Here is a 21,879-nt window from a genome sequence, read left to right as displayed (position 1 = left end):
TGACAACAGGTGGGTGTTGCTGGCGTTCCGGCGAGAGCGGGCGTCGAAACGACGCAGACGAGCGATGATCAATCGCGGGATTTATTGTCGCACCGCTGCGAGCGAGGCGACGATTTCGTTCGTGGTCACGATGCGGGCGAATTCACCGTTGAGATTCGACAGCGTCATCGCGTGAATGGATTCGGCCGAATGCGCCTCGCCATCGGGCCCGATGCGGTCGAATGTCCAGGTGGCGTCGCGCACGAGGGCCGTTTCGAAGCCGAGATTGCCGGCCATCCGCGTCGTCGTCTCCACGCAATGATTGGTGGTGGCGCCGCAGATCACGAGCGTGGCGATGTTGCTTGCGCGCAGGCGCGTCTCGAGGTCGGTGCCGATGAACGCGCTGTTGACGCGCTTGACGATCACGGGCTCGCCCGCCTGCTCGCGCGCCTCGTCCTTGACGGCGTATCCGGTGCGCGACGGCAAAAACGCCGAGTTCGGTTTGCTGCCTTCGTGTCGGATGTGGAAGATCGGCGCGCCGCTCGTCCTGAATGCCGCGAGCAGATCGGCGATGCGCGCCACCGCATCCGGATTGTTGCGCCGCTTGCCCGCCGCCTCCCATTCGTCAAATGCGCGCTGCACGTCCACGACGATGAGAGCGGGAAGGAGATTGCGCATGGCGAGGGATTCCGGGCTTGCCTGCCGAGTATGCGAGGCGCTCGCTGGCGCAGGCAATGCCGATTATCCCTCGTTTCGGGACGAGTTCTACGGATGCGGCTCGGGGAAGCCGTGGCGCTCGGACAGCGCGGCAAGGATGGCGTCCTTGTCGTTGATGAACGCGTGCCCCCGATGGCTGCCGGTCTGATGCGGCGATGTCGCTCCATCCGCGAGCACGAGCAGCGGCAGCCACTGGTTCTCCTCGCCGACCAGTGCGATCACCTCGCGCCGCGGCTTCGGCCAGGCGATGCGCTCGACGTCGAGTTTTTCGGTCAGCGCTGGAAATGAGGCGAGCAGGCCCTCGATCAGTGCGCAGTGCCAGCAGAAGAAGCGGCGGCCGGGAAGCGCAGGGTCTTCGAAACCTTGGCGCAGCAGAAACAGGCGATCGCGCGTCATGGGTTGCTCCGAAGAGAGGCCTGTCCCGCGTGTCCAGTCTCGATCTGTCTGAACTGTCGTCACGTGCCTGCTCCTTGTATGCCGAACGCGATCATGGCAGAGGTTTTATTTTACCTCTCTCCGAGGTGATATGCCGCGAATACGGCCGGTTACCGAGACCTTACCGGCGTTCACGTGCAATTCCGCTTTGTCCGCGGAACCAATGTTTAAGGCCACGAGCCTAGATTGCGGTCAAGCTTGAATGCGCTCACGCATGTCGTCGTGGCGAGAGGGTCACCCGGTGCGCCGGGAGGAAGAGTTGATGCCGCGTTTCTTGCCGCAGCTGTCGGCGGAAGGTGGCGCGCCTGATCAGCACGCGCGCGGCCGGCAGGCTGTGACGCAGGTGCGGCATGTCATTCGCAGGATCGCGACGGAAGTCCGGCGGAGCGTGCCGCTGCAATTCGCACTGATCTTTCTGCCGCTCGTGTGGATCAGCTGTTTCACGATCTTGTCCTCGGAGCGGATCGAGGCGCTCCAGCAGGCCAAGTCGCACGGAGACAGCGTCGCGAAGCTCTTCCAGGAAAACACCGAACGGATCTTCGAGCGGGTCGATCAGTCGTTGCTGATCGTTCGGGCCCTCTACGCGGAAGATCCGTCCGGGTTCGATCTGAAGTCGTGGGCCGAGAAGGCGCGTCTTGCGAGCGGCGACGTGGTCCAGTTTTCCATGATCGGGTTGGACGGCTATATGTTCGCGACCACGACGGGCTATTCCGGTCCGTTGCTTTATCTCGGCGACCGGGAGCACTTCCTCAACACGCTCCGGCAGACCGACGACGCCCTCTATGTGGCGAAGCCGGTATTCGGCCGGGTGTCCGGCAAGTGGACGATCCAGATCGCGAGGAAGATCTTCGACCTCAGCCGGGTCCCCGTGGGCGTCGTCGTGGGTTCGATCAGCGTCGACATGCTCGGGAATTTCTACGAGACGGCGAGGCTCGGTGCCGGCGGTACTCTCGTTCTACGCAATGCGAATTATGTCGCGCTGGCGGCGCGTGGAATCGACCTTGGCAATTTTCTCGGACAGGTGTCCGCCGAACACATCCGGAGCCGGCTACAGCAGACCAATAGCCAATATTGGAGCGAAGGCCGCACGGACCGCACCGACAGACTGATCACCGTGCGCAGTTCGGCACTCTTCCCGCTTATTTTCACGGTCGGCATTGCCGAACAGGAAATCTACGCGCGCTATCAATCAAGAAAGTGGATCTATCTCGGTTGCGCGCTTCTTCTCACCCTGGTGATCGCCATCGCCACGACACTGCATTGGCGACGACAACGGGCCCTCGATCGGGCGGAATTCGAGTTGCGCGACTCGCTCGGCAAGTTCGAGGACGCGTTGCGCAATCTGCCGCAGGGATTGAGCATGTTCGACGGCAGGGACCGCCTGATCGCATTCAATCGTCAGTGGCTGGACGCGTACGGCCTTGCTCCGGAGCAGGTCCGCATCGGCATGACGTTCCATGAGGTCTTCGCCGGCCAGAATGCTGTCTCCGATCTCGACGCATACCTGCGCGATCTGAAGGACAGGCTCGTCTTGTCGGAACGGACGTCGAATACCGTGACGTTTCCCATGGGCCGGATCATCTACATTTCCTACGGCCGGCGCCAGGACGGCGGCTGGGTCGCGACGCATCAGGACATCACGGAACGCAAGACGTCCGCGGATAGGATCGAGAGGCTTGCTCATTACGACAGCCTGACCGGTCTGGCGAACCGCAACCTGTTCAAGGAGCGCCTCGAGGAGGCGCTGGCGAGGTATCGGCGCATGAATACGCCGTTCGCCGTCCTCCTGCTGGACCTCGACAAGTTCAAGTCCGTCAACGACGTTCTTGGCCATCAAGCAGGCGACGCGCTTCTCAGCCGGGTCGCGGCCCGGATCAAGGCCGAGAGCCGCGAGGTCGATACGGCGGCCCGGATGGGCGGGGATGAATTCGCGCTGATTGTGGCCCCGGGGCAAGGGCCGCTTTCCGACGGTGCGGGAATTTTGGCCGGCCGATTGGTCGCGGCGATCGCAGCGCCCTATGACATCGATGGCCATCCTGTCGCGATCGGGTGCAGCATTGGCATCGCCGTGGTACCGGAGCACGGTACGCGCATCGACGAAATCCTGCGCAACGCCGATCTTGCGCTCTACAAGTCGAAGAATCTCGGGCGCAATTGTTTCAACCTCTATTCGCCGGATCTGAAGGCCGAGGCCGATCAGCGCAGTCTTCTGGAAATCGAGCTGCGCGAGGCGATCTGGCGCGAGGAGATCGAGGTCTTCTATCAGCCGGTGGTCGAGATCGGCGCGGGCCGGACCGTCGCGGTCGAAGCGCTCGCGCGCTGGCACCACAGGACCAGAGGCTTCATCGCGCCCGCCGAGTTCATCCCGGTTGCGGAGGAAGGCGGGCTGATCGTCGAGCTCGGCAACTTCGTCCTCGCCAAGGCCTGCCGCGACGCCATGAAGATGCCGGATGACATCAGGATTGCGGTCAACCTGTCGGCAGAGCAGTTTAGCAAGAGCAACCTGGTTGATGTCGTGACGTTCGCGCTTGCCGAAAGCGGGCTTCCGCGGCACCGGCTCGAGCTCGAAATCACCGAAAGCGTGTTTCTCGCCGATAGCGAGGAGAACCTGAAGACGCTGGAGCGACTGAAGGAGCTCGGTATCTCCATCGCACTCGATGACTTCGGCGTCGGCTATTCGTCATTGTCGTATCTGACCGCGTTTCCGTTCGATAAGGTCAAGATCGACAAGGCCTTCATTGACAGGATCGATCGCCCCGGGACTCTCGCCGTGCTGGGGTCGATCGTCCAGCTAGCGAAGACACTCAACCTGTCGATCATTGCCGAAGGCATTGAGACGCAGCGGCAGGTCGAAGAGGTACGATCGCTCGGCATCGTCCTGGGCCAAGGCTACTTCTTTCGCAGACCGGCGCCGTTGGCCGACATCACCTGGACGTCTCGCATCGGGGCCGATCAGGCCGTCGCCTAAGCCATCTCCTGCAGCAGCACGGCCTTGGTCTTGTCGGCCAGCTTCACCCGACTGAGCTCGGCCCGCTGGAATTAGGCGATGGTGGCTGTACCGGCCGCGGTGATGGCGAAGAGCGAATTCGTGACCAGGAAATCGAGGCCGATGCCGCCCGCGAAGCTGACGCAGGCTCCGACCCCCACGGCAATCACGGCCGCTAGGATTCCCGAGCCTCGATCGAAGATTAGCCCGGACAGAAACACCCCCGGGAGCAGCAGGAAGTACCCCGGCGCGCCCGTCTGCATTTGAAGCTCCATCTGGAGGACGGCGCAAACGAACATGATGCAAGCCGAGATACCGTACCGGACGAGGATCGGAAGGGCGATGCTCCAGGACAAGCGGATATCGCCTGTTCATGAACGTAAAATCGCCGACGGAAAAATCGCCGGCGGAGAAGTGGAGTTCCTGAAGGCGGCCACCAACATCGACCGGCGACGCGAATACCACGGGCGCGCGACTTGCAAGGCGAAAGGCTGCTCAGACCGTCGGTTCCTGCGTTCCGCAGGGAGGCGAATTGCCGTCCGTCGCCGCGCCGCAGCAGCCGTCATCGCCGCAAGCAAGCTCGCGCGGTGGCCGCGCCTACTTCGGTAGGGCCGAATAGTTTCGCCTCAAGGGCGCTTTCCGGCCGAACTCGCTACAGGCCGCGTGACGCCCTACGCGGTGATTCACCCAGGAGGGGGAACGCGCCGCCCGCCGCCTTGCGATGCAGGAACGCAATCTCCGACGAGCAATTGAGTTGCGCGGAGGAATTCAATGGCTCGAACAGAAACATCGGAAGGCAAATGGAGCATGGCCAGCGGCGCTGGGGCTGATGGCGGTCGCGCTGGTGTGGGGCCGCCTCGTTCCGCCCGAGCATGTCGCCCGTCCTGCAGAGGGCGGCAAGTTCCCGGAGCACAGAGAAGCCGACCGGGACGCCACGCTTGCGAAAATGGCGATCGAAGGCGGTGATCGCGGACGCCAGGCGACCTCGCCCGCGGAGATCCCGGCGCGCGGATGGAAGGACATCCTCTGGCGGGTATACGGCAACATCGGCGAGCATCGAATCCTCGCGTTGGCCGCCGGCATGACCTACTACAGCCTGCTTGCGATCTTTCCCGCGATCGCAGCGCTCGTCGCAATCTACGGGCTCTTCGCGGATCCCAACACGATCGCAAAGCACCTCGACGATGTCGCCGGCTTCATCCCGGGTGGCGCAGTCGACGTTGCGCGCGAACAACTCACGCGCGTCGCGACGAAGGACGATCGGACCCTCGGGTTCGCGTTCGCGACCGGTCTTTTGATCTCGCTGTGGAGCGCGAACGCCGCGATGAAGTCGCTGTTCGACACGTTGAACATCGTCTACGGCGAAGAGGAGAAGCGAGGCTTCTTCAAGCTGAACGCGATCTCGCTAGGATTCACCATTGGCGGCATCGTCTTCGTTCTCGCGGCGCTCGGCGGGGTCGTCGTCATTCCCGTAGTGCTGCAATACGTAGGCCTCTCGAAATCCGCCGACTTGCTGATCCGGATCGGGCGCTGGCCTGCACTCTTCGTCGCGCTTGCGCTCGCGCTCTCGTGCATTTACCGATTCGGGCCCAGTCGCGAAGCGCCCCGTTGGTCATGGATCACCTGGGGCAGCGCAGCCGCGAGCCTGCTCTGGCTTGCGGCATCCGGGCTGTTCTCGTTCTACGCCGCCAACTTCGGCACCTTCGACCAAACCTACGGGTCCTTGGGCGCCGTCATCGGCTTCATGACTTGGCTCTGGATTTCGGCGATCGTGGTCCTGCTGGGAGCCGAACTCAACGCTGAGATGGAGCATCAGATCGCCCGCGACACCACTACCGGCAGACCCGAGCCGCTCGGCGTCAGAGGCGCCAGGATGGCCGACACAGTCGGGAAGCCGAAATCTTGAATCGGCTCGCGATCTCGATGAGCGCATGGGCCACCTTTGGACTCATGCACCCAGCAAGGGGCGGACCTTTTCGACCTCGTCCGCGAGGACGAGCAGCGAGGCGTCGCGGTGACTTCGAGATCCGTGTCTGCAACGTTACAATGCCCGTATGCCTGTCATCGCTACAAATTCGACGCCTTCATGATATTAAGGTCAGCCTCTGCGCCTTCAAGAAATTGAGCAAAGTGGCGACCAGAAAATAACAAAACACCGGTTAGCCCAAGTTCGGGATTGGCGCGATCGTCGGCAGCAGCCTGCAGCACAAATTTGGCCAACGCTGGGACAGGCCCCGCACTGGAAGGCATGTCGTCGGGTACATCCACCTCGTGCGTCCACGCCGCGATCGCCAACGCCGTCTACGACGCCATCAAGCGCATTCGCGAATTGCCGGTTCGAATCAAGGATCGTGTCTGATTGCTGCTGAGGCGACAGGCTTCCCTCCTAACATATTACCTGCGGCTTCGTTCATAGGTCGCTTGAGACGCTAGGGACGGTGTGGCTTCGGCAGCAAAGCACGCAATGATGAACTTCGATACCACTAGACCGTTCACTGCGAAGCGTGCGGTGAGGCATCCTCTGGAGCTATCAGCGTGGCAAGGGAGACGGACTTCAACAAGACACCTGCATCCTTGCCGAACTGCGGGCGGTGCCGGGGCAGCAGCGACGTGACCGTAAGCGAACTATTCAACGCTCGCATCGACGGGACTGTTACGATGTATCGGTGCCGATTGTGCGGGTATGTGACATGGGACGATCGCCCCGGCCCGCGCAATCACCAGAAGCGAGATAATGCTCCTTCTTCGTGAAGCCCGGCCTCAGGGAGGGAAGACAGGAATACTCCCGGCGGAGGCGCTCTAGGGCAATTCGAACGTGACGCCGATCTTGAAGGGACCACGCCAAACTACTCGGCACGGCAGCGTCAGATTGTCTTCAGGAACGATCAGCGTGAACGCCGACGGGACTATTGCGCTTCCATCGGAAAGCTGTAGAGCGGCGCCAGTGAGGGAAAGATCGCGAACAACGCAGGTAATCTTGTTTGCCCCATAATGAATTTGCGCCGGCTTCGAAACGCGATAGCGGGGCGCTCTTCTGGTTTCCACCACGAGCTTCACCCCCAGTTCATTCCATACTCATCGGGCGTTTGGTTGATCCAAAGCAGCGCTGCTCTGCTATCCAACCAGATCAACCGCTCTTCGTCGGCGGCCTGGTCGGAATGCATGTGTAAAACGAACTCGTTTTCGGCTACCCGGAATAGGCTGTCGCACGCCTGTCGTTCCGCGAGCGACTCGAACGCGATAAACGAATAGTTTCGCTCGGCTATGAGCTGCATGAAATAATATCGCAATTAAAGATTGCTCCCTACAATCACGGATAAGAATTAAAATACTCGTAATAATGTCGGGCGGGCGGTTGCAAAAATGGCCTCGTGCTACTGAGGGAGTATTCCTGCACAATGCGCTGATTGAGAATGAGTCGCTTGGGACTTGATAGCGTCGGGTCCGATTGGGGCGCGCTGGCCGAGGGCGTCGAGACGACGCGCCGTCTCGACTTTCTCCGCGGGGAGGGCTGCGACAGTGTGCAGGGCTATCTGTTCGGTCGGCCGATGCCAGTCGGCGTCGTGACCCGGATGATCGAGGAGGAGAAAGCATCGCGTCCGCAAGAGGCCGATGCGCGCGAGCAGCTCAACTCGGTTGCGGCCGCCTGAGACGGCAGCTCAAGCCTCACGGCCGTGCAGCTTATTAGGCCAAAGCCAGTGCCGCTCGTTGCATATTCGAGGCCATGTCGGCAGTCACCGCGCTTTGTTCATCGACCGCCGCAGCGGTGCTGGTGACATACTCGTCAACGTTCACGATAGCCGATTTAATCGCATTTAGCGCACCGAGCACATCGCCAGACGCGCCGGTTAGCGCGCCAATCTCAGCATTGATCTTGTCAGTGGCCTGCTTAGCTTGACTTGCCAAGCTTTTGACTTCCGATGCGACAACCGCAAAGCCGCGGCCCGCTTCGCCGGCGCGAGCAGATTCGATGGTTGCATTGAGAGCCAGAAGATTGATCTGCCCAGTGATGTTCGCGATCAACTCGACAATCCCACCCATCGCATCGGTTGCCGTCGTCAGACGCTGCGCTTGGCCATCTGCGCCTTCAACTCGGCTCACTGCCGTGTCTACTACACTGCGCGCCTTGACCATTGTTTCGGAAATCTCCCGGATCGAAGCTGACATTTCTTCGCTTCCGGCTGCGACGGAATGGATGAGCCCCTTAGCCTCTTCAGCCTTCATTCGTGCAACAGCTTTCTCGGTCACGTCAGTCGCGTATTTCACCACCTTAAAAGGTTTTCCGTTGGGATCGATAATTGGATTGTACGATGCTTCAATCCATATCTCGCGGCCGCCCTTCGCAAGCCGCTTGAATTCACCGGCCTGATATTCACCGGCTCTAAGGCGATCCCAAAACTCCTTGTAAGAGAAAGAGCCGCGCTCGGCAGGATCGACAAACATGCTGTGATGTTTGCCTTTCACCTCACCCAAGGCATAGCCCATCGCGCCAAGAAAATTTACGTTCGCCCATTGGATGGTGCCATCCATCGCGAATTCAATAACCGCCTGCGATTTTCGAATGGCCTCGATCTGCCCCTTCGTGTCGGCCGATTCCAAGCGTGCTCTCGTCACATCAGTCGCAAATTTGACGATTTTGATGGGCTTTCCGAGCTCATCGAGGATAGGATTGTACGACGCCAATATCCAAACCTCGCGGTTTCCCTTGGCCAGGCGCTTGAATTCGCCGCTGACAAGCTCGCCCCGGTTTAGTTTAGCCCAGCCCTCTTTGTAGGCGGCGCTTGCCGCGAAGTTTGGATCAACGAAGATGGAATGGTGCTTCCCGACTATTTCAGCCAGTCCATAGCCCATCACTCCCAGGAAATTTTCGTTTGCGGTGATGATGACGCCATTCAAGTCGAATTCGATGACGGCCTGCGCACGATCCAGAGCGGCAATCTTCCCATTCTGCTCAAGGTTCTTTACGTGCTCCGCAGTGATGTCTCTAGCGAGCTTTACGACCTTGTAAGGTTTCCCGTCTTTTCCGAGGATGGGGTTGTAAGTCGCTTGTATCCACAGCGGGGAGCCGTCTTTTCTGATCCTCTGGTACTGCGCGGCTTGGAATTCGCCGCGAGCTAACGTCTTCCAGAACTCGGCATAACCGGGCTTCTCGCGCTCGGCCGGAGGGACGAAGATGCTGTGGTGCTTGCCCTGTATCTCAGGTAACGAGTACCCCACGGCCGCGAGGAAGTTGGCGTTGGCGGTGACAATCCTCCCATTCGGCTCGAATTCGATTACAGCTTGCGAGCGATCGATCGCCTGCGCCGTAGCGATGGCGTCTTGAACGGCTTTGTTGATGCGGCGAAACATGGTCCATCCCCGGCACGGCTGAGCAATGCCTAAAGGATGGGCAATCAGCGTAAACGGATCGCTAACTATCCGAACGCCCCCGTATTTATACGCTGGCGTTTTTACCCGAAAAGTAATCGCTGCTGGTTCCGCAAATCGGAACCCACTGATTGACCTGCACCTTCCACTCCGCTTAGAGGCTATTGAGGGCCATACGGCCCAACCGATCCCTGGGTGGAACCTTAGCCCAGGCGAACAACCGGCGGACCTTGTCGGTGAAATTGGTGCCCCTGCCATCAGTTTTGGATGGGCTTGACGGTTGAAATCGGCCATTCACCATCATGCCCCAGCGATTGAAATGCGAAGTCCGTGCACTTCGTCGAGATAGATATGATCAATCGTCCTTTGCCGTCGGTCATGACGACAGTCTTGCCGATCAACTCGTCCTCGGCAGCGTGCAATTCCCGGAGGGTGCTAACGGCTCTCTCCTCACCAGCGCTCGACGTGGTCATGCGCGTAACAAGGACATAAACATCACGAGGCTTATGTGCTCTGAAATGGACGTGGGAGCTTGTATCGTATGACGATGAGCCAAGCCCACAGCTTCGCGAACCAGTGAAGCCGCAGCAGTTTTGGCTTCACCACAGCGAACAGTCGTTCCACAACGAGTAGGCTGGCGGCGTACGCTGCGTGTGCCGGTGAGCCAGTGGCCCTCGCCCGCCACCGCCACAGCGATGAGCTTCAAAGGCTCAACCAGACAGAGCGGCACGGCTAACAGCGTGAGCGATTGGTACGGACCGAGTTTGCCGATGGCTTGCCGCAAGCTAGTTACTGGTCTCGGCCTCCTTACACCAAGCGTAGAACTCTCAGGTGCACAAATGAGTTCCAGTGGCGGCGAGTCGGTAAGAAGGCCGAAGCTGCGAGTCCGCGCTCAAGAACATTTCTCCTGTCGTCGCGTCAGTCGTCAGGAGCAAATCATGAGTTATCGGGACTGGCGCTTTTACGGATTTGTGGGCAGTGGCTGGCGGCATCTTCCTCGCAGCGATTGTCGGCGGCCAGGTTGGTGGGACACGCGTGGCCGAGTTGCCTCAAAACCAGCACAGTGAGACCTATCAGAAGCCCCGAATGTAAGGAATGGACTAGGGACCAGCCGTCCGGCATGGCGATGCTGACGTACGACTTAAGTCAGCTTGAACTCAGGTCAGCTTCGGGAGGCCAGACGCAACCGGCCATCCCCTCCCAAGCGGCGCGCGTGCCGCCGAAGAGACAAGCCGCGACACCTCTGTTTTTAAAGCAGCACGCCCCTGTTAAGGCGCATCGCGTGGCGGTGCGGCGGCAGCGCCTTTGTAAACCCGACTGACTATCCGGTCCTCCTCTGCCGCTCGCATTTCCCGAGCAGTCTTCAATGCTCGCCGAATAAAAGGATCTTCTGTCTCTTTGGACAGCGTTATCAGCCTGTTGCAATTGTGGCAGTTGACCTGCAGTCCATCACGAACTCGATTGGCTTTCTCTTGAAACATACGTGTGCAGGCCGGGCACCTGATCTTCACCTTCGCGTTCATGACCTCAGCCTCTCCGTGAAAAGCGTAAGTGTCGCGGCCCCGGTGTTACTAGAGCGCTAAGTGGTAAGGAGAAACCGTATGCAGTCCTACTTTCAATGGTCGGCAATGCGCACGGTTAGCGGCTTCTTACTCGAATGAGCAGCTACTGACGCGCGCCCGCATGATCGATTTGTCGCGCCTAAGGCTGGTCACTGAACATTGCGAAGATTTCATCGCGCTGGAAGCGCCCCGTTCGGGGCTTCGTCTGTTGTTCGACTGGGCCGCAGTTTCAGACGAGATGACCATGCAAGAACGAACTGATGTCCTGAGCAAAGTTCCCGAAGTGACGCTGGGATTCTGGATCATTAAAATCTTGGCGACAACGCTTGGTGAGACCGGTGGAGACACGGTGACGATGAGCTGGCTGCACGCTGATGAAAATGCCAACAACGGTGGTTACTTGATTGGGACCGCCTTGTTCCTTGCGGTGTTTGTCGGGGCGGTGGTCGCCCAGATATCGACGAGACGGTTCAACAAATGGGTCTATTGGCTGGCAATCGTGGCCTCGACCACCGTTGGAACCGCCATGGCCGACTTCTTCGACCGCTCACTGGGCATCGGTTATGCGGGAGGCTCGTCGGTGCTCCTGGCCTGCGTGTTGGCCTCGTTGGCGATCTGGTATTTCGCTCTCGGTTCGGTAGATGTTCAAACGGTCGCATCGCCGAAAGCGGAGGTTTTCTACTGGGTGACGATTACCTTTTCGCAGACGCTTGGAACCGCGCTCGGCGATTGGACCGCCGACAGCACCGGACTGGGATATGATGGCGGGGCGATCTTGTTCGGCGCAGGCTTGCTCATCCTGGCAGCTTTGTATTTCTGGACCAACATTTCGCGGGTTTTCCTGTTCTGGGCGGCTTTTGTCCTGACGCGTCCGCTTGGTGCGACTGTTGGAGATTTCCTGGACAAGCCGACGAGCCATGGCGGACTTGCCCTGAGCCGACCTTTGGCCTCGGCGGTCATGCTCGTAGCAATCGTCTTGCTCGTGCTGATCCTGCCCCAGCGAGCCGGTCGTCATCCATCTTCGCGCGTCTTGACGGAAGCAACCTGAAGTCGACAATGCTGGCGAGAAGTTCAACGTCGGCGGTCGCCCATTCTTCTTGGTCGTTTGTTCAAGGAGCTGGTACCAAACCTGGCCCGGCTCGGAATGATTGCGTTTAGCGAACGCGACGTAAAGACGAGCCAAACGAGACTTGAACACAACGCATTAAAGAAAGCGGCCTCGCAGCTTGGTTTTGCGGTTCTAAGATATGACCTTGAATGGCCCGGCCGCGAAGGTCTCGACGATGCCGTGGCGTCAGGAACGCGCGATGGCGTCGACGCAGTCTATCTTCGGGTTCCTTTGTCACCCTTGGCCACATCCCTCAGACTGTCTCATCAGTTGCAAAGCCGGGAAGGCCAATTTGCAGTGTGTACCGCGATTTCGTGCAGGCCGGGTCGTTGATGTCATACTCGATCAACCTAGAGTATGGCTTTCAACTCGCCGGCAGACAGGTGGCGAAAATCCTTCGGGGAGCAAAGCCGGGCGAACTTCCAGTCGAACGAGCCGATAAGTTCACGTTAGCGATCAACCTCAACGCCGCAAAGACGTTGGGGCTGACGGTACCCGACCGGTTTCTTTTGCCAGCTGACGAAGTGATTCAATGACCGTGCGCTTTGCCGCAGCTCATATCACTTGCTGGCCCATCTGCGAAGTTGCGCTGCGTCTGAGGCGGGTCCGCTCATAGCGGAAGAACGGACCAGATTTGCTCAACTTGAGTTCTTTTCATTTTGACCCTTATCGGAAGTCGGTGGGCAAAATTTGGCCGTCAACCGTTGGCAGCTGTCGCAGCCATTCGGTGGATCGGATGCCTCCCGGGTCAATAGCTCGGTGCGAGGCGACGTAGTCGATCTCGCCGCGTGTGGTGCCGATATCCATCAGCTCCCTGTCGCTTAGAGCGGACAAGCTGGCACGCAATTTTTGGCGTTCGCGGCGCTCCTGAAAGGCATCCCAATATTTCCTGAAGAAGCTAGCGACATGCCGGGTCGATCCGGACGTCCGTTCCAGCCATGCTGTGCCCTGCGTCGTGCTCATTGCAGTCTCTCCTGGGACGGTGTTTTTTCACCGGCAGGAAGGTGCCGCGAGATCGGTGGGCACGCCTGACCGGCTGCTTACATTTTCCTCACCGGCGGCTTATTCTTGCGATTTCCAGCGAGGCCGTAGCGCCACCCGGTTACGGGGGCCTCATCCCAGGGGGATCGCATTTGCGCTATCTCTTCGAGGACTACGCATTCGACACTGAGCGGCGCGAGCTGCGTCGCGGGGCGGACGTCGTCTCCATCGCACCACAGGTGTTCGATCTGATCGACTACCTGATCCGCAACAGGGAGCGCGTCGTCAGCAAAGACGACCTCATCAACGCCATTTGGAATGGGCGCAGCGTTTCGGATGCAGCGTTGACGACCCGGATGAATGTCGCCCGCAGCGCGATTGGCGATTCCGGGGAGGAACAGCGCCTGATCAAGACGTTACCGCGCAAGGGATTCCGTTTCGTCGGACAGGTACGGGAGGCACGAGAGGCTGCGCGCCCAAATCCCGGCGACGTGCCCGAGAGTTCCTCTCCGCTCCCTGACAAGCCCTCCATCGCCGTGTTGCCGTTCGAGAACATGAGCGGTGATCCGGAGCAGGAGTATTTCGTTGACGGCTTGGTGGAGGAAATCATCACTGCTCTATCGCGCTTCAAATTGCTGTTCGTGATCGCGCGCAATTCGAGCTTTACGTTCAAAGGCAAGGCCGTTGATATCAAGGAGGTCGGACGCAGGCTCGGCGTGCGCTATGTCCTTGAGGGGTCTGTGCGCAAGGCGTCAGGGAAGGTGCGCATCGCAGGCCAGTTGATTGATGCCGTGACGGGCGCGCACATCTGGGCAGACAGGTTCGAGCGAGACCTGACAGACGTTTTCGCTCTGCAAGACGAAATAACGGTCGCCGTTATCTCGGCCATTCACCCCAAGCTGTTTCAAACAGAAATTGAGATGGCGACCCGCCGCCCATCGGAAAACCCGACCGCCTACGATTTGTGGCTAAGGGCCATACAGAAATCTCATCTTAGGACCCGAGAAGGTTTTGCCGAAGCGATACGACTGGCGCATCGTGCCTTGGAGCTTGACCCTCGCTTTAGTCTTGCCGCCATGTTGGCGGCTTACGGCCACCTCAACAACCTTGTTCAAGGCTTTTCTACCGATAGTCAATTCGACCGCAGTGAAGCAATTCGGCTGGCTCGCTTGGCGTTGAGCCTCGACGAGAATCGCGCGCCAGTACTGGCCCTCTCCGGGGTGGTTACCGCTTTCCTTGTCGACGACTACGAGACTGCCATTGATTATGTTGAACGTGCGGTCACGTCCAATCCAAATGAACCCGGCGTGTGGAACGCTAGAGGATGGGTCTACCAAGTTGCAGGCCGCTACGAAGAAGCAATCCTGAGCTTTGAACGCGGCATTCGCGTGAGCCCGTTGGACCCCGTTCTTCACACTAATCTTGCTGGCATCGGTCATGCATTGATCGAACTTCGCCGCTTCGACGAGGCAGTCGCGGTTTCCAGGAAGGCTCTTCGTCAGAACTCCTCCGATCCAATGACTTTCCGTGGTTTCGCGTCCGCTTTGGCGCATCTTGGACGGGATGCCGAGGCGCGTGAGGCGGCGGCACGTCTGCTTGAGATCGATCCGGCCTTTACAATATCTGGGCGGTTCTCTCGGAGTGCGCAAACAACCCTAAAGCTGCTAATTGAGGGCATTCGGAAAGCCGGGTTGCCCGAATGAGGCCCGCGTGTGCTCGCGGCCAGAGTTGATGGGACAGGACGCAATTTGCTGCGCTCCATGAGTCCGGAAACGGCCCATCGCTACCGCATCCCACGGCCCCAGATATGTCGGCTATCGGAGGTAGGCCGGACGTAACTTAACCGATGCGCATCCGACGAGCCGCCCAACTGGTCAAGCAGCCCGTTGCGGACACATGCCTCGACCGCAAAACCCAAGAGCCCGTTGCTCGGCGAGAACGACAGCGGGCATGGTGCTTGTCTCAAAGGACAATTGCAGACCCAAGCGTTGTCCTGCTCCAATGAGGATGCGTATCACACGTTATGCCCTCCTCAGCGGCGCCGCTGCTGCAGGCAGGTACTCTATGTGGCACCGTGCTGGCACAGGGGAGGACCGCATGACCTCAATGGAAGACTTCATCCGCTATGAGAACCTGATCATCTTCAAGAGACGGCTTGCCGACCCGGACATCACGGAAAAACAGCGACGGTTGCTCACAAAGCTGTTAGCGCGAGTACAGTCGCCAAGCGGCCATCAAGAGGAAGATCTGCCCCAGGATAGATAAACGCGCTGGCACTGGCGTTCCTTCATTCGCAAATGCGCGTGGTCTCAAGACGAATGGGGTGATCGGGGCCGTGAGCTTAGGGACGTCCATCACATGGCGCCGTTCTCTACCACACCGCTCAACCCTGTCCTTGGAATGGATCGGGGACATCATCCACCTTATGGACTGAAACGGTAACCGACATACCAAGGTAGTCCTTTCCATCACCAAACCACGAGCCTTCCAGTGGAATTGCCTGTCCCGGATGCCTGGCGACGGCGACCGGAATGAGATCAAATCCGGCATTAATTTGGTTGGTGGGATCGTAATCCATCCACCCTGCCCCCGGCAGAAACACCTGCAGCCAGGCATGGGTCGAACTGGACCCGGCCATGCCTATTGCACCGCCATCCAGCGCGCTGTCGTACAGATAGCCACTGACGAATCGGGAGGCGAACCCGAGCCGCCGCAACGTCTCGATCATGAGCCAAGCATAATCGCGGCAAGTGCCCGACTTGGTACGCAGCGTCTCGCCGGGTGACTGCGTGCCCTGCGATTCTCGGGCACGGTACGTGAAACGCTCCCGAAACGAGTGAAGGATCCGGCTCAGGACGTCGGTGGTTTGGTCCTTGTCACCGGCAACGAAGCTCTTGGTCCATGCAGCGAGGCTCGCGTCCGGGTCTTCGGCATGAGGACGCAGATAACCGGCCAAGTCGTTCCACTCGTCGGGTGTGTATTGGATGGGAACTTCCTCCGCACGACTTTCCAATGGGAAGGCTTCGATCCCCTTTATGCCGAAATAGATTCCGAGGACCTTGAAGTTGAAGGTCAATTCGCTCGCTGACTCGGTGAAGTCCATGACGGTCACGGTGTTGGAGCGCGGGTCGCTGATCCACTTCACCTTTGAAGACGGGTTGGTTCTCACGGACCAATTGAGAAGACGGGCCGACGAGCCGCGCCTTGGCAAGAACATCGCCCGATGAGTGCCGAACGTCACCGGCCTTGCGTATTTGTAGGTGGTGGTGTGCCTTATCTCGCCAAGAACCGCCATGTACTCGCTCCAACTGTGACGAAGTCCCGGTTTCTCTGCTGCTCCTGAGACCTGCTGTCAGGTGGCATGGTGGTCACTGTTTACTGGTCGTACAGATTCATTTTGAGGCGCTTGGCCACACTGGCGACGGCAATCTGCCCCCGCACGCTGTTGCCATACTCGTCGAGCGACGGAGCGAACGCAGCGACGCCGAGCCGACCAGGAGCGACGGCCATGATGCCGCCACCGACCCCACTCTTGCCGGGCAGCCCAACCTCAAAGGCCCAATCGCCGGAGCTATCGTAGAGCCCTTCCATGGTCATCTCAGCAAGAATTCGCGGCACATTTTGTCGCTGAATAACCCGAATTCCTGTCAGCGGATTGATGCCATGGTTCGCAAGCGTCGCAGCCATTGTCGCGAGTGTAGAGCAGGTCACGAGCGTGGAGCACTGGCGTGTGTAGACGTCGAGAGCCTCGAGCGGATCGCAAAAACAATTTCCTCCGCTGGCAAGGAGCCAGGCAATCGCTCGATTGTGCAAGTTGCTCGCCTGCTCGGATTCGTTGATCTCCGCAGAAAACGCTATGTCGGTTGCCGCGAAGCGGCGTTGAAAGTCGAGGATCTGTGCCCAACGGTCCTCGCGACCGGCGGCCTTTACAAGGCTCACGGTTGCGATGGCCCCTGCGTTCACCAGCGGCGAAAGGGGCTTGGCGCCGTGAAGCTCCAGTGCCAGTACTGAGTTAAATGGCAAGCCAGTAGGTCGCGCTCCAATCTTCTCGCGTACCACCTCAGCGCCGCGCTGCTCCATAACCAACGCGAGAGTAAATACCTTCGAGATTGATTCGAGAGCAAATTGAAAATCAGTGTCGCCTGCCTCGAAGACTCTTCCTTCGCGCGTGACCACAGCGACGGCGCAAAGCTGCGCCGGCACCTTGGCGAGAAATGGGATGTAGGCCGCGACGGCCCCGCCCGAAGCACGCAACGCGACCGCGTGGGCTTCCTGTACCGCATCAGCGATCGTGGCATGATCAGGGCCCACCAATCTCTCCTGTCAAAATTGCTGACCAATTCCGGGCAGCGCGTAGAAGCATTGTCAAACGCGACAAGTCCTCGTCCGCTGCTCAGTGGACTCCCGCAGGCCGGCGCACGTCTCGACACAGAACTCCGATCAACTTCGAGACGGAGCAACGATCACCTTTGATCTAGATCAAGTAATCCATAGTCAGATCGCCCTGATAGGCGATTGCAAGCATGTCGCACGTAAGCATGCGACGGCGGCAGGCATCGAAGGTTCTCGCTGGTCTGGCTCTCTGTCCTTTGTGTACACCATTTGTCTCCACTCGAGGCTGACGAGGCTGAAATCTTCCGGTTCGGTCGGCGCTATCCGATGAACGCTCGGCCAGTCCAAAAGCGCGACCAGCGATTCAAACCACGCACTTCGCGCGGCTTATCGTCACCACTCTCAGCTCGCGGCTTTCCTGTCTGCGAGAATGCTGACGCTGATCAACAGAACCCAAACGGGGAATACGAGCAAACTCCAGTCGAAGAAGTAGCTGCCGATCAGAAGCACGGCTGCGACAACATACCCCCCGAAGGCCAGCCAGCGCGGTGTGAAGCCGGTATAGACGCCAATCGTCGATGTGGTGATCATGAAGACGGATGCCGTTTTCACCAAATAGATGTTGATCATGCCATAAGCCAGACCGCGTCCGAAGTGGAACGTTGCCGAGTTGGCCAGGACGTCCGGGGCTCCGTGGAATGCAAGAATTATTGCGCCCACAACAGCCGCAGCCGCGAACAGCATGGCCAGGAGCAACAACGCGCTGCCAAGAAATACGGTTGCGAAAAACTGATCTTCGCGGCGTCCAAGCTTGTCCCGCAGTGCACCGACAAACCAGAGAAAGGCAATTCCTGCGAAGGGCACAAGATTGAGCGCAATCACGACATTGCTCGCTCCGGTATGTAGCCACGCCCCCGTCTCCAGCGGATCACGAGGCACCGAGTGTCGCATCAGCAGGAACACGGCAAAGAGCAGGACGGAGAAGACGACGCCCGCGATGGCAGCTGCCCTCGGCGTTCGCAGGTGGGCGTGCGTGAAACTTGGCCCGTCATCAGAAGAAGCGCGCATGATTGCTCCCGCGTTTGGTTATTTCCGTAAGCAAGAGCGATCGCGCTTGCTTCCATCCACCGGTGATTGCGCAAGGCTTAACGCGAAGTTACGGCAACCGCTCTGATCCGCCCGATCCGTTTGGAGCTGTTAAACCCGTCGTAGTCCTGCTCCGTCTGTTTGGCATATCGCATGGCGAACGCGCCGATCGCTTCGTCAAGCGCTTCGCTCTTGCCGCAATAGCCAGCGATCACGGCGGCATCGCCTGACTTGGCATGCGCTAGCGCCAGCGCCCACCCACACATCGCGCAGTAGTCCGGCAAGAGCTCAAGGTGTTCGAGCACGACACTGCCCTTCAACTCCGAAAGCTGGCGAACGTAAAAATCCCTTTTGTCGGCGCGCCCCCATCCGAGGAAGATGTCGGGCGACCCTTGTGTGAGACGCTGCCCCACGACCACCCGCCGCCCCTGGTGATCGAACGGGAGCTTGAAGGTGAGATAAGGCGCAAGCACCGATCGCTGAGCTTCCTTGATCTGGAGAAACAAGGGATCGTCTTCACCGACTCCCTGCAGCAAGAGTACCCAGCACCTGGTGCCGACGCTTCCGATTCCGACGACCTTGTGCGCGTAGTCGATGAGCTCATAACGAGACAACAGCAGCTTTCGATCATAGGTCATCGAAGCGATGTAGGCCTGCAGAAGGCGGTCCAGAAACAGGCGCACCGGCGTCCCCGATGCACTGCGCACCACGTGCTCGATCAGCGGAATATCCTCGATGAAGCGGTGTTTCCCATCCACCAATTCGGTCAACTTCTCACGTGATCTGGGCGCCAGGCCATCGAGGATGGCGCGCTCGTCGATGCGATCATACCAGGTTTCAAGATAACCCATTTGGGCATAGCGATAGATGCGCTCCCGATAACTGCGCACGCATTCACGAGCGGCTTCTTCGCAGATCGCCTTGTCACCGCCCAAGCATCGCGCTGCGACTGCTGCGCTGGCCGCCAGTCGCTTGAGGTCCCATTCCCAAGGCCCAACATACACCTCGTCATAGTCGTTGATGGCGAAGATCAGATTGCGCTCGGCCGAAGCATATACCCCGAAATTCTTGATATGCGCGTCGCCGCACGCCATGACGGGAGTTCCAGAGATGGGCAAGATCGACAGATCGCTCGCCATGATGGCCGCGGCTCCCCGAAAGAACGCGAAGGGATTTTCGCGCATGCGGTCATATCGGATCGGCAGCAGCTCCTGCACGCGCGAGGCGTCCTGCTGCTCGAGGATGTCCACCGCATCGGGTCGGTCGGCGCGGGTTTCATAGATTGCTTGCGCCGAACGCGGAACATGCTTTCGAAGCGCCTTGCCTACAGCCATACGCTCGTCGACCGAAGGTCGCTTCATCAAGAAGCTTTCGATCAGGGCTCGGTCGCCATGCGCCTCGATCATGCGGTAAAACGCCGAGGGTGGTCGCAGGCTACGGGCTTTCATGACTTGGTCCCGCCGTGCGATGGAGTCGGATCAGATTGTTGCTGCCAAGCGAGCACGCCGTCGGTAATTCGCTCGTAGAAATTGCCTGGCGGCACTTCAGCCTCGATCCCGGCGCGCCGCAGGTCCTCCCGGATAGAGTCGCGTACGCGCGCAAAGACAACCCCGATGCCCTTCTTGCGCAGCTCACGAACGAGCCGCAGCACTTCGTCGCCTCCGGTGACGTCGAGAAAGTCGACCGAACCGAAGTCCAGAAGCACCCGCTTCAACTTCGGCGATGCGGCGACCGCCGCCCTCAAGGCCATCGTCGTGTTGCCAGCACTCGCGAAGAAGACGTCACCTCCAATCCGCCAAATTAGCAGCCCAGGGAAAGTGGTCGCCTCGGGATGCATCCGGACGTCGCGATAAGCCTCCGTACCGGGAAGCTGCCCTAGACGCGCTCCCTTGGGACGACTCGCAACATAGATCAACCTCGCGATTGACAGCACGACACCAATGCCGATGCCTTGCAGCACCCCTAGCGTCAGTTCGCCTGCGATGACGATCACGATCATGAAGAACGACCAGCGGCTTCGCGCCAGCACGCTCTGCAAATAGCCGGGGTTCGTGAGATGCAGCATGGCTGCAATGACGATCGCGGCGAGGGCCGGCTCCGGCATGTTTCGGAACAGTGGCGTCAGCAGAACCAGAGTCAGGAAACACAGGACCGCTGCAACAAGGTTGGCGAGCTGGCTATGTGCGCCTGCCGCCATGGCCACCGAGGTCTTAGAAAGGCTACCAACCACCAGGAATCCGCCGAAAAGTCCGGTCAGGATGTTCGCCGGGCCATGCGCAACTAACTCTTGGTTCGGATCGATATCGCTTCCATCCCGCATGGCCGCTGCCTTCGCGGCGCCCAATGCTTCGGCATAGCCGACCAGGACGATCGCGAGCGCACCGGGTGCGAGTTCTCGCAACGTTGTGGTGTCGAGGCTTGGCGCCACGAGAGCTGGTAATCCGGACGGGATGTGGCCGGCGACATGCACGCCAATCGCGTCTCCGCCGAGCAGCCCCACCATAATTGTCGCCGCAGCCATGATAACGAGTGCCCCAGGTATGCCGGGAGACAGCTGACGCAACAACAGCATTCCCGCCAAGCACGCGATCCCGATCACGGCTGGTACGAGCGATACATCCGCAAGATGCTGCAACACGTGCCAGAGCTTCGCGAAGAAGTTGCCGGAGCCCGCGCTGATACCGAGGAGATGAGGGATCTGGCCGATGATGGTCACGTAAACCAGGCCCTCGATAAAGCCGCGCATCACCGGCGTGGGCACGAAGCTGGCCACCCAGCCCATGCGTGCGAGGCCGAAGAAGAGGAAGAGAACTCCGATCATCACCGCCAGCGTCGAGGTGAGCGAATTAAACTCCGCTGTTCCATGAGACGCGACCGCACCCACCGTCAGGGCGGAGATCAGGCCGGTCGCGGTGTCAGGGCCGACTACGAGCTGGCGAGACGTGCCAAACAGCGCATAAGCGAGTAACGCCGGGACGATCGTGTAGAGGCCCATGATTGGCGGTACACCGACGATCCCCGCATAAGCCATTGCTTCTGGCACCATAACCGCCCACAGCGCGACGCCTGCAAGAGCATCGGCCATAAGCCATTCGCGCTGGTAGCCAGGAATCCACGCGAGAACCGGAAGAAGCCGCTGGGGCAACGAAATCGGGTCTGGAATCGGCATGACGCAGAACACCGCAAAGGAGCCGGGTCATTGCACTTCGTTCTCGATGCAAACCATTGATCAAGATCAATACCGAGTTCTGTCGGCCTTGCTGGCAGCCGACCTTGGCGGGCCCAATCTCCAGGTTGTTAAAGCTGGGCACGGCGTAGGCTTTGCA

At 59.5% G+C, this 21,879-nt stretch carries 21 protein-coding genes and 1 pseudogene; 8 read left to right on the top strand and 14 right to left on the bottom strand.

Translation table 11 applies throughout. From position 1 onward, the window contains the following. Positions 1–81: 81 nt before the first annotated feature. Entirely contained in the window at positions 82–657 is a 576-nt protein-coding gene (locus ACVIIW_RS12670) for a cysteine hydrolase family protein (RefSeq protein WP_456701051.1), read from the bottom strand. Between the two features lie 87 nt (positions 658–744). Next, positions 745–1,092, bottom strand: a complete 348-nt coding sequence (locus ACVIIW_RS12665) for a DUF3088 domain-containing protein (protein WP_456701050.1) — start codon at positions 1,090–1,092, stop codon at positions 745–747. A gap of 301 nt (positions 1,093–1,393) precedes the next feature. Between ACVIIW_RS12665 and ACVIIW_RS12660 the strand changes: the two genes are divergently transcribed. Next, positions 1,394–4,099, top strand: a complete 2,706-nt coding sequence (locus tag ACVIIW_RS12660) for a bifunctional diguanylate cyclase/phosphodiesterase (protein ID WP_456701049.1) — start codon at positions 1,394–1,396, stop codon at positions 4,097–4,099. A gap of 71 nt (positions 4,100–4,170) precedes the next feature. Here the strand turns inward: ACVIIW_RS12660 and ACVIIW_RS12655 are convergent, their stop codons facing one another. Further along, a complete protein-coding gene (locus ACVIIW_RS12655; RefSeq protein ID WP_456701048.1) occupies positions 4,171–4,473 on the bottom strand; it encodes a hypothetical protein in 303 nt (100 codons plus the stop codon). On the opposite strand from ACVIIW_RS12655, the gene ACVIIW_RS12650 reads away from it, so the two are divergent. Together ACVIIW_RS12650 and ACVIIW_RS12645 are read left to right on the top strand one after the other, a co-directional pair. After that, complete coding sequence (locus tag ACVIIW_RS12650) at positions 4,460–4,726, top strand: hypothetical protein (protein ID WP_456701047.1); 267 nt, start codon at positions 4,460–4,462, stop codon at positions 4,724–4,726. The genes ACVIIW_RS12655 and ACVIIW_RS12650 overlap by 14 nt on opposite strands. A 220-nt stretch (positions 4,727–4,946) precedes the next feature. Further along, positions 4,947–6,023, top strand: a complete 1,077-nt coding sequence (locus tag ACVIIW_RS12645; protein ID WP_456701046.1) for a YihY/virulence factor BrkB family protein — start codon at positions 4,947–4,949, stop codon at positions 6,021–6,023. 161 nt (positions 6,024–6,184) lie between these two features. Here the strand turns inward: ACVIIW_RS12645 and ACVIIW_RS12640 are convergent, their stop codons facing one another. The 3 genes from ACVIIW_RS12640 to ACVIIW_RS12630 all read right to left on the bottom strand — a co-directional run bounded on the left by ACVIIW_RS12640 (position 6,185) and on the right by ACVIIW_RS12630 (position 7,392). Next, positions 6,185–6,385, bottom strand: a complete 201-nt coding sequence (locus ACVIIW_RS12640; RefSeq protein WP_456701045.1) for a BLUF domain-containing protein — start codon at positions 6,383–6,385, stop codon at positions 6,185–6,187. Positions 6,386–6,916: 531 nt separating this feature from the next. Next, on the bottom strand, positions 6,917–7,174 hold the full coding sequence (locus tag ACVIIW_RS12635) for a PilZ domain-containing protein (RefSeq protein ID WP_456701044.1): 258 nt from the start codon (positions 7,172–7,174) through the stop codon (positions 6,917–6,919). Beyond that, positions 7,171–7,392: a hypothetical protein gene (locus tag ACVIIW_RS12630; RefSeq protein WP_456701043.1), complete on the bottom strand. Its 222-nt coding sequence runs from the start codon at positions 7,390–7,392 to the stop codon at positions 7,171–7,173. Before ACVIIW_RS12630 ends, ACVIIW_RS12635 begins: the two co-directional genes overlap by 4 nt. 183 nt (positions 7,393–7,575) lie before the next feature. On the opposite strand from ACVIIW_RS12630, the pseudogene ACVIIW_RS12625 reads away from it, so the two are divergent. Next, a pseudogene (locus tag ACVIIW_RS12625) lies at positions 7,576–7,767 on the top strand (hypothetical protein); the annotation flags it as partial. Between the two features lie 34 nt (positions 7,768–7,801). On the opposite strand, the gene ACVIIW_RS12620 reads toward ACVIIW_RS12625, so the two are convergent. Both ACVIIW_RS12620 and ACVIIW_RS12615 read right to left on the bottom strand, forming a co-directional pair. Continuing rightward, a complete protein-coding gene (locus tag ACVIIW_RS12620) occupies positions 7,802–9,466 on the bottom strand; it encodes a methyl-accepting chemotaxis protein (RefSeq protein ID WP_456701042.1) in 1,665 nt (554 codons plus the stop codon). Positions 9,467–9,741: 275 nt separating this feature from the next. After that, positions 9,742–9,957, bottom strand: a complete 216-nt coding sequence (locus ACVIIW_RS12615) for a PRC-barrel domain containing protein (RefSeq protein ID WP_456701041.1) — start codon at positions 9,955–9,957, stop codon at positions 9,742–9,744. A 1,333-nt stretch (positions 9,958–11,290) separates the two neighbouring features. Between ACVIIW_RS12615 and ACVIIW_RS12610 the strand changes: the two genes are divergently transcribed. Together ACVIIW_RS12610 and ACVIIW_RS12605 are read left to right on the top strand one after the other, a co-directional pair. Further along, the gene (locus ACVIIW_RS12610; RefSeq protein ID WP_456705141.1) at positions 11,291–12,094 is read left to right on the top strand and encodes a COG4705 family protein; all 804 of its coding nucleotides are present in this window, start codon (positions 11,291–11,293) and stop codon (positions 12,092–12,094) included. A gap of 209 nt (positions 12,095–12,303) precedes the next feature. Then, entirely contained in the window at positions 12,304–12,690 is a 387-nt protein-coding gene (locus ACVIIW_RS12605) for an ABC transporter substrate binding protein (protein ID WP_456701040.1), read from the top strand. 130 nt (positions 12,691–12,820) lie between these two features. Here the strand turns inward: ACVIIW_RS12605 and ACVIIW_RS12600 are convergent, their stop codons facing one another. Next, complete coding sequence (locus tag ACVIIW_RS12600; protein ID WP_456701039.1) at positions 12,821–13,117, bottom strand: DUF1127 domain-containing protein; 297 nt, start codon at positions 13,115–13,117, stop codon at positions 12,821–12,823. 170 nt (positions 13,118–13,287) lie between these two features. Here ACVIIW_RS12600 and ACVIIW_RS12595 point away from each other — a divergent pair, with 170 nt between their 5' ends. Continuing rightward, a complete protein-coding gene (locus tag ACVIIW_RS12595) occupies positions 13,288–14,838 on the top strand; it encodes a winged helix-turn-helix domain-containing tetratricopeptide repeat protein (protein WP_456701038.1) in 1,551 nt (516 codons plus the stop codon). A gap of 394 nt (positions 14,839–15,232) precedes the next feature. Next, positions 15,233–15,400 carry a hypothetical protein gene (locus tag ACVIIW_RS12590; protein ID WP_456701037.1) on the top strand — a complete coding sequence of 56 codons (168 nt, stop codon included), beginning with the start codon at positions 15,233–15,235 and terminating at the stop codon, positions 15,398–15,400. A gap of 118 nt (positions 15,401–15,518) precedes the next feature. Here ACVIIW_RS12590 and ACVIIW_RS12585 read toward each other — a convergent pair whose 3' ends face one another. From ACVIIW_RS12585 to ACVIIW_RS12565, 5 genes are all read right to left on the bottom strand, one after another. Continuing rightward, the gene (locus ACVIIW_RS12585) at positions 15,519–16,430 is read right to left on the bottom strand and encodes a transglutaminase family protein (protein ID WP_456701036.1); all 912 of its coding nucleotides are present in this window, start codon (positions 16,428–16,430) and stop codon (positions 15,519–15,521) included. An 80-nt stretch (positions 16,431–16,510) separates the two neighbouring features. Then, positions 16,511–17,446, bottom strand: a complete 936-nt coding sequence (gene glsA, locus ACVIIW_RS12580) for a glutaminase A (protein WP_456701035.1) — start codon at positions 17,444–17,446, stop codon at positions 16,511–16,513. Between the two features lie 423 nt (positions 17,447–17,869). Next, positions 17,870–18,535, bottom strand: a complete 666-nt coding sequence (locus tag ACVIIW_RS12575) for a hypothetical protein (protein ID WP_456701034.1) — start codon at positions 18,533–18,535, stop codon at positions 17,870–17,872. 77 nt (positions 18,536–18,612) lie between these two features. Next, positions 18,613–20,001, bottom strand: a complete 1,389-nt coding sequence (locus tag ACVIIW_RS12570; protein WP_456701033.1) for a DUF2252 domain-containing protein — start codon at positions 19,999–20,001, stop codon at positions 18,613–18,615. Beyond that, positions 19,998–21,722: a SulP family inorganic anion transporter gene (locus tag ACVIIW_RS12565; RefSeq protein ID WP_456701032.1), complete on the bottom strand. Its 1,725-nt coding sequence runs from the start codon at positions 21,720–21,722 to the stop codon at positions 19,998–20,000. The genes ACVIIW_RS12570 and ACVIIW_RS12565 overlap by 4 nt, the downstream gene beginning before the upstream one ends. Positions 21,723–21,879 lie beyond the last annotated feature (157 nt).

Source organism: Bradyrhizobium sp. USDA 4449 (assembly GCF_054056275.1).
Note: the sequence above shows the minus strand (reverse complement) of the source record. Positions and strands in the feature narration are given on the sequence as shown.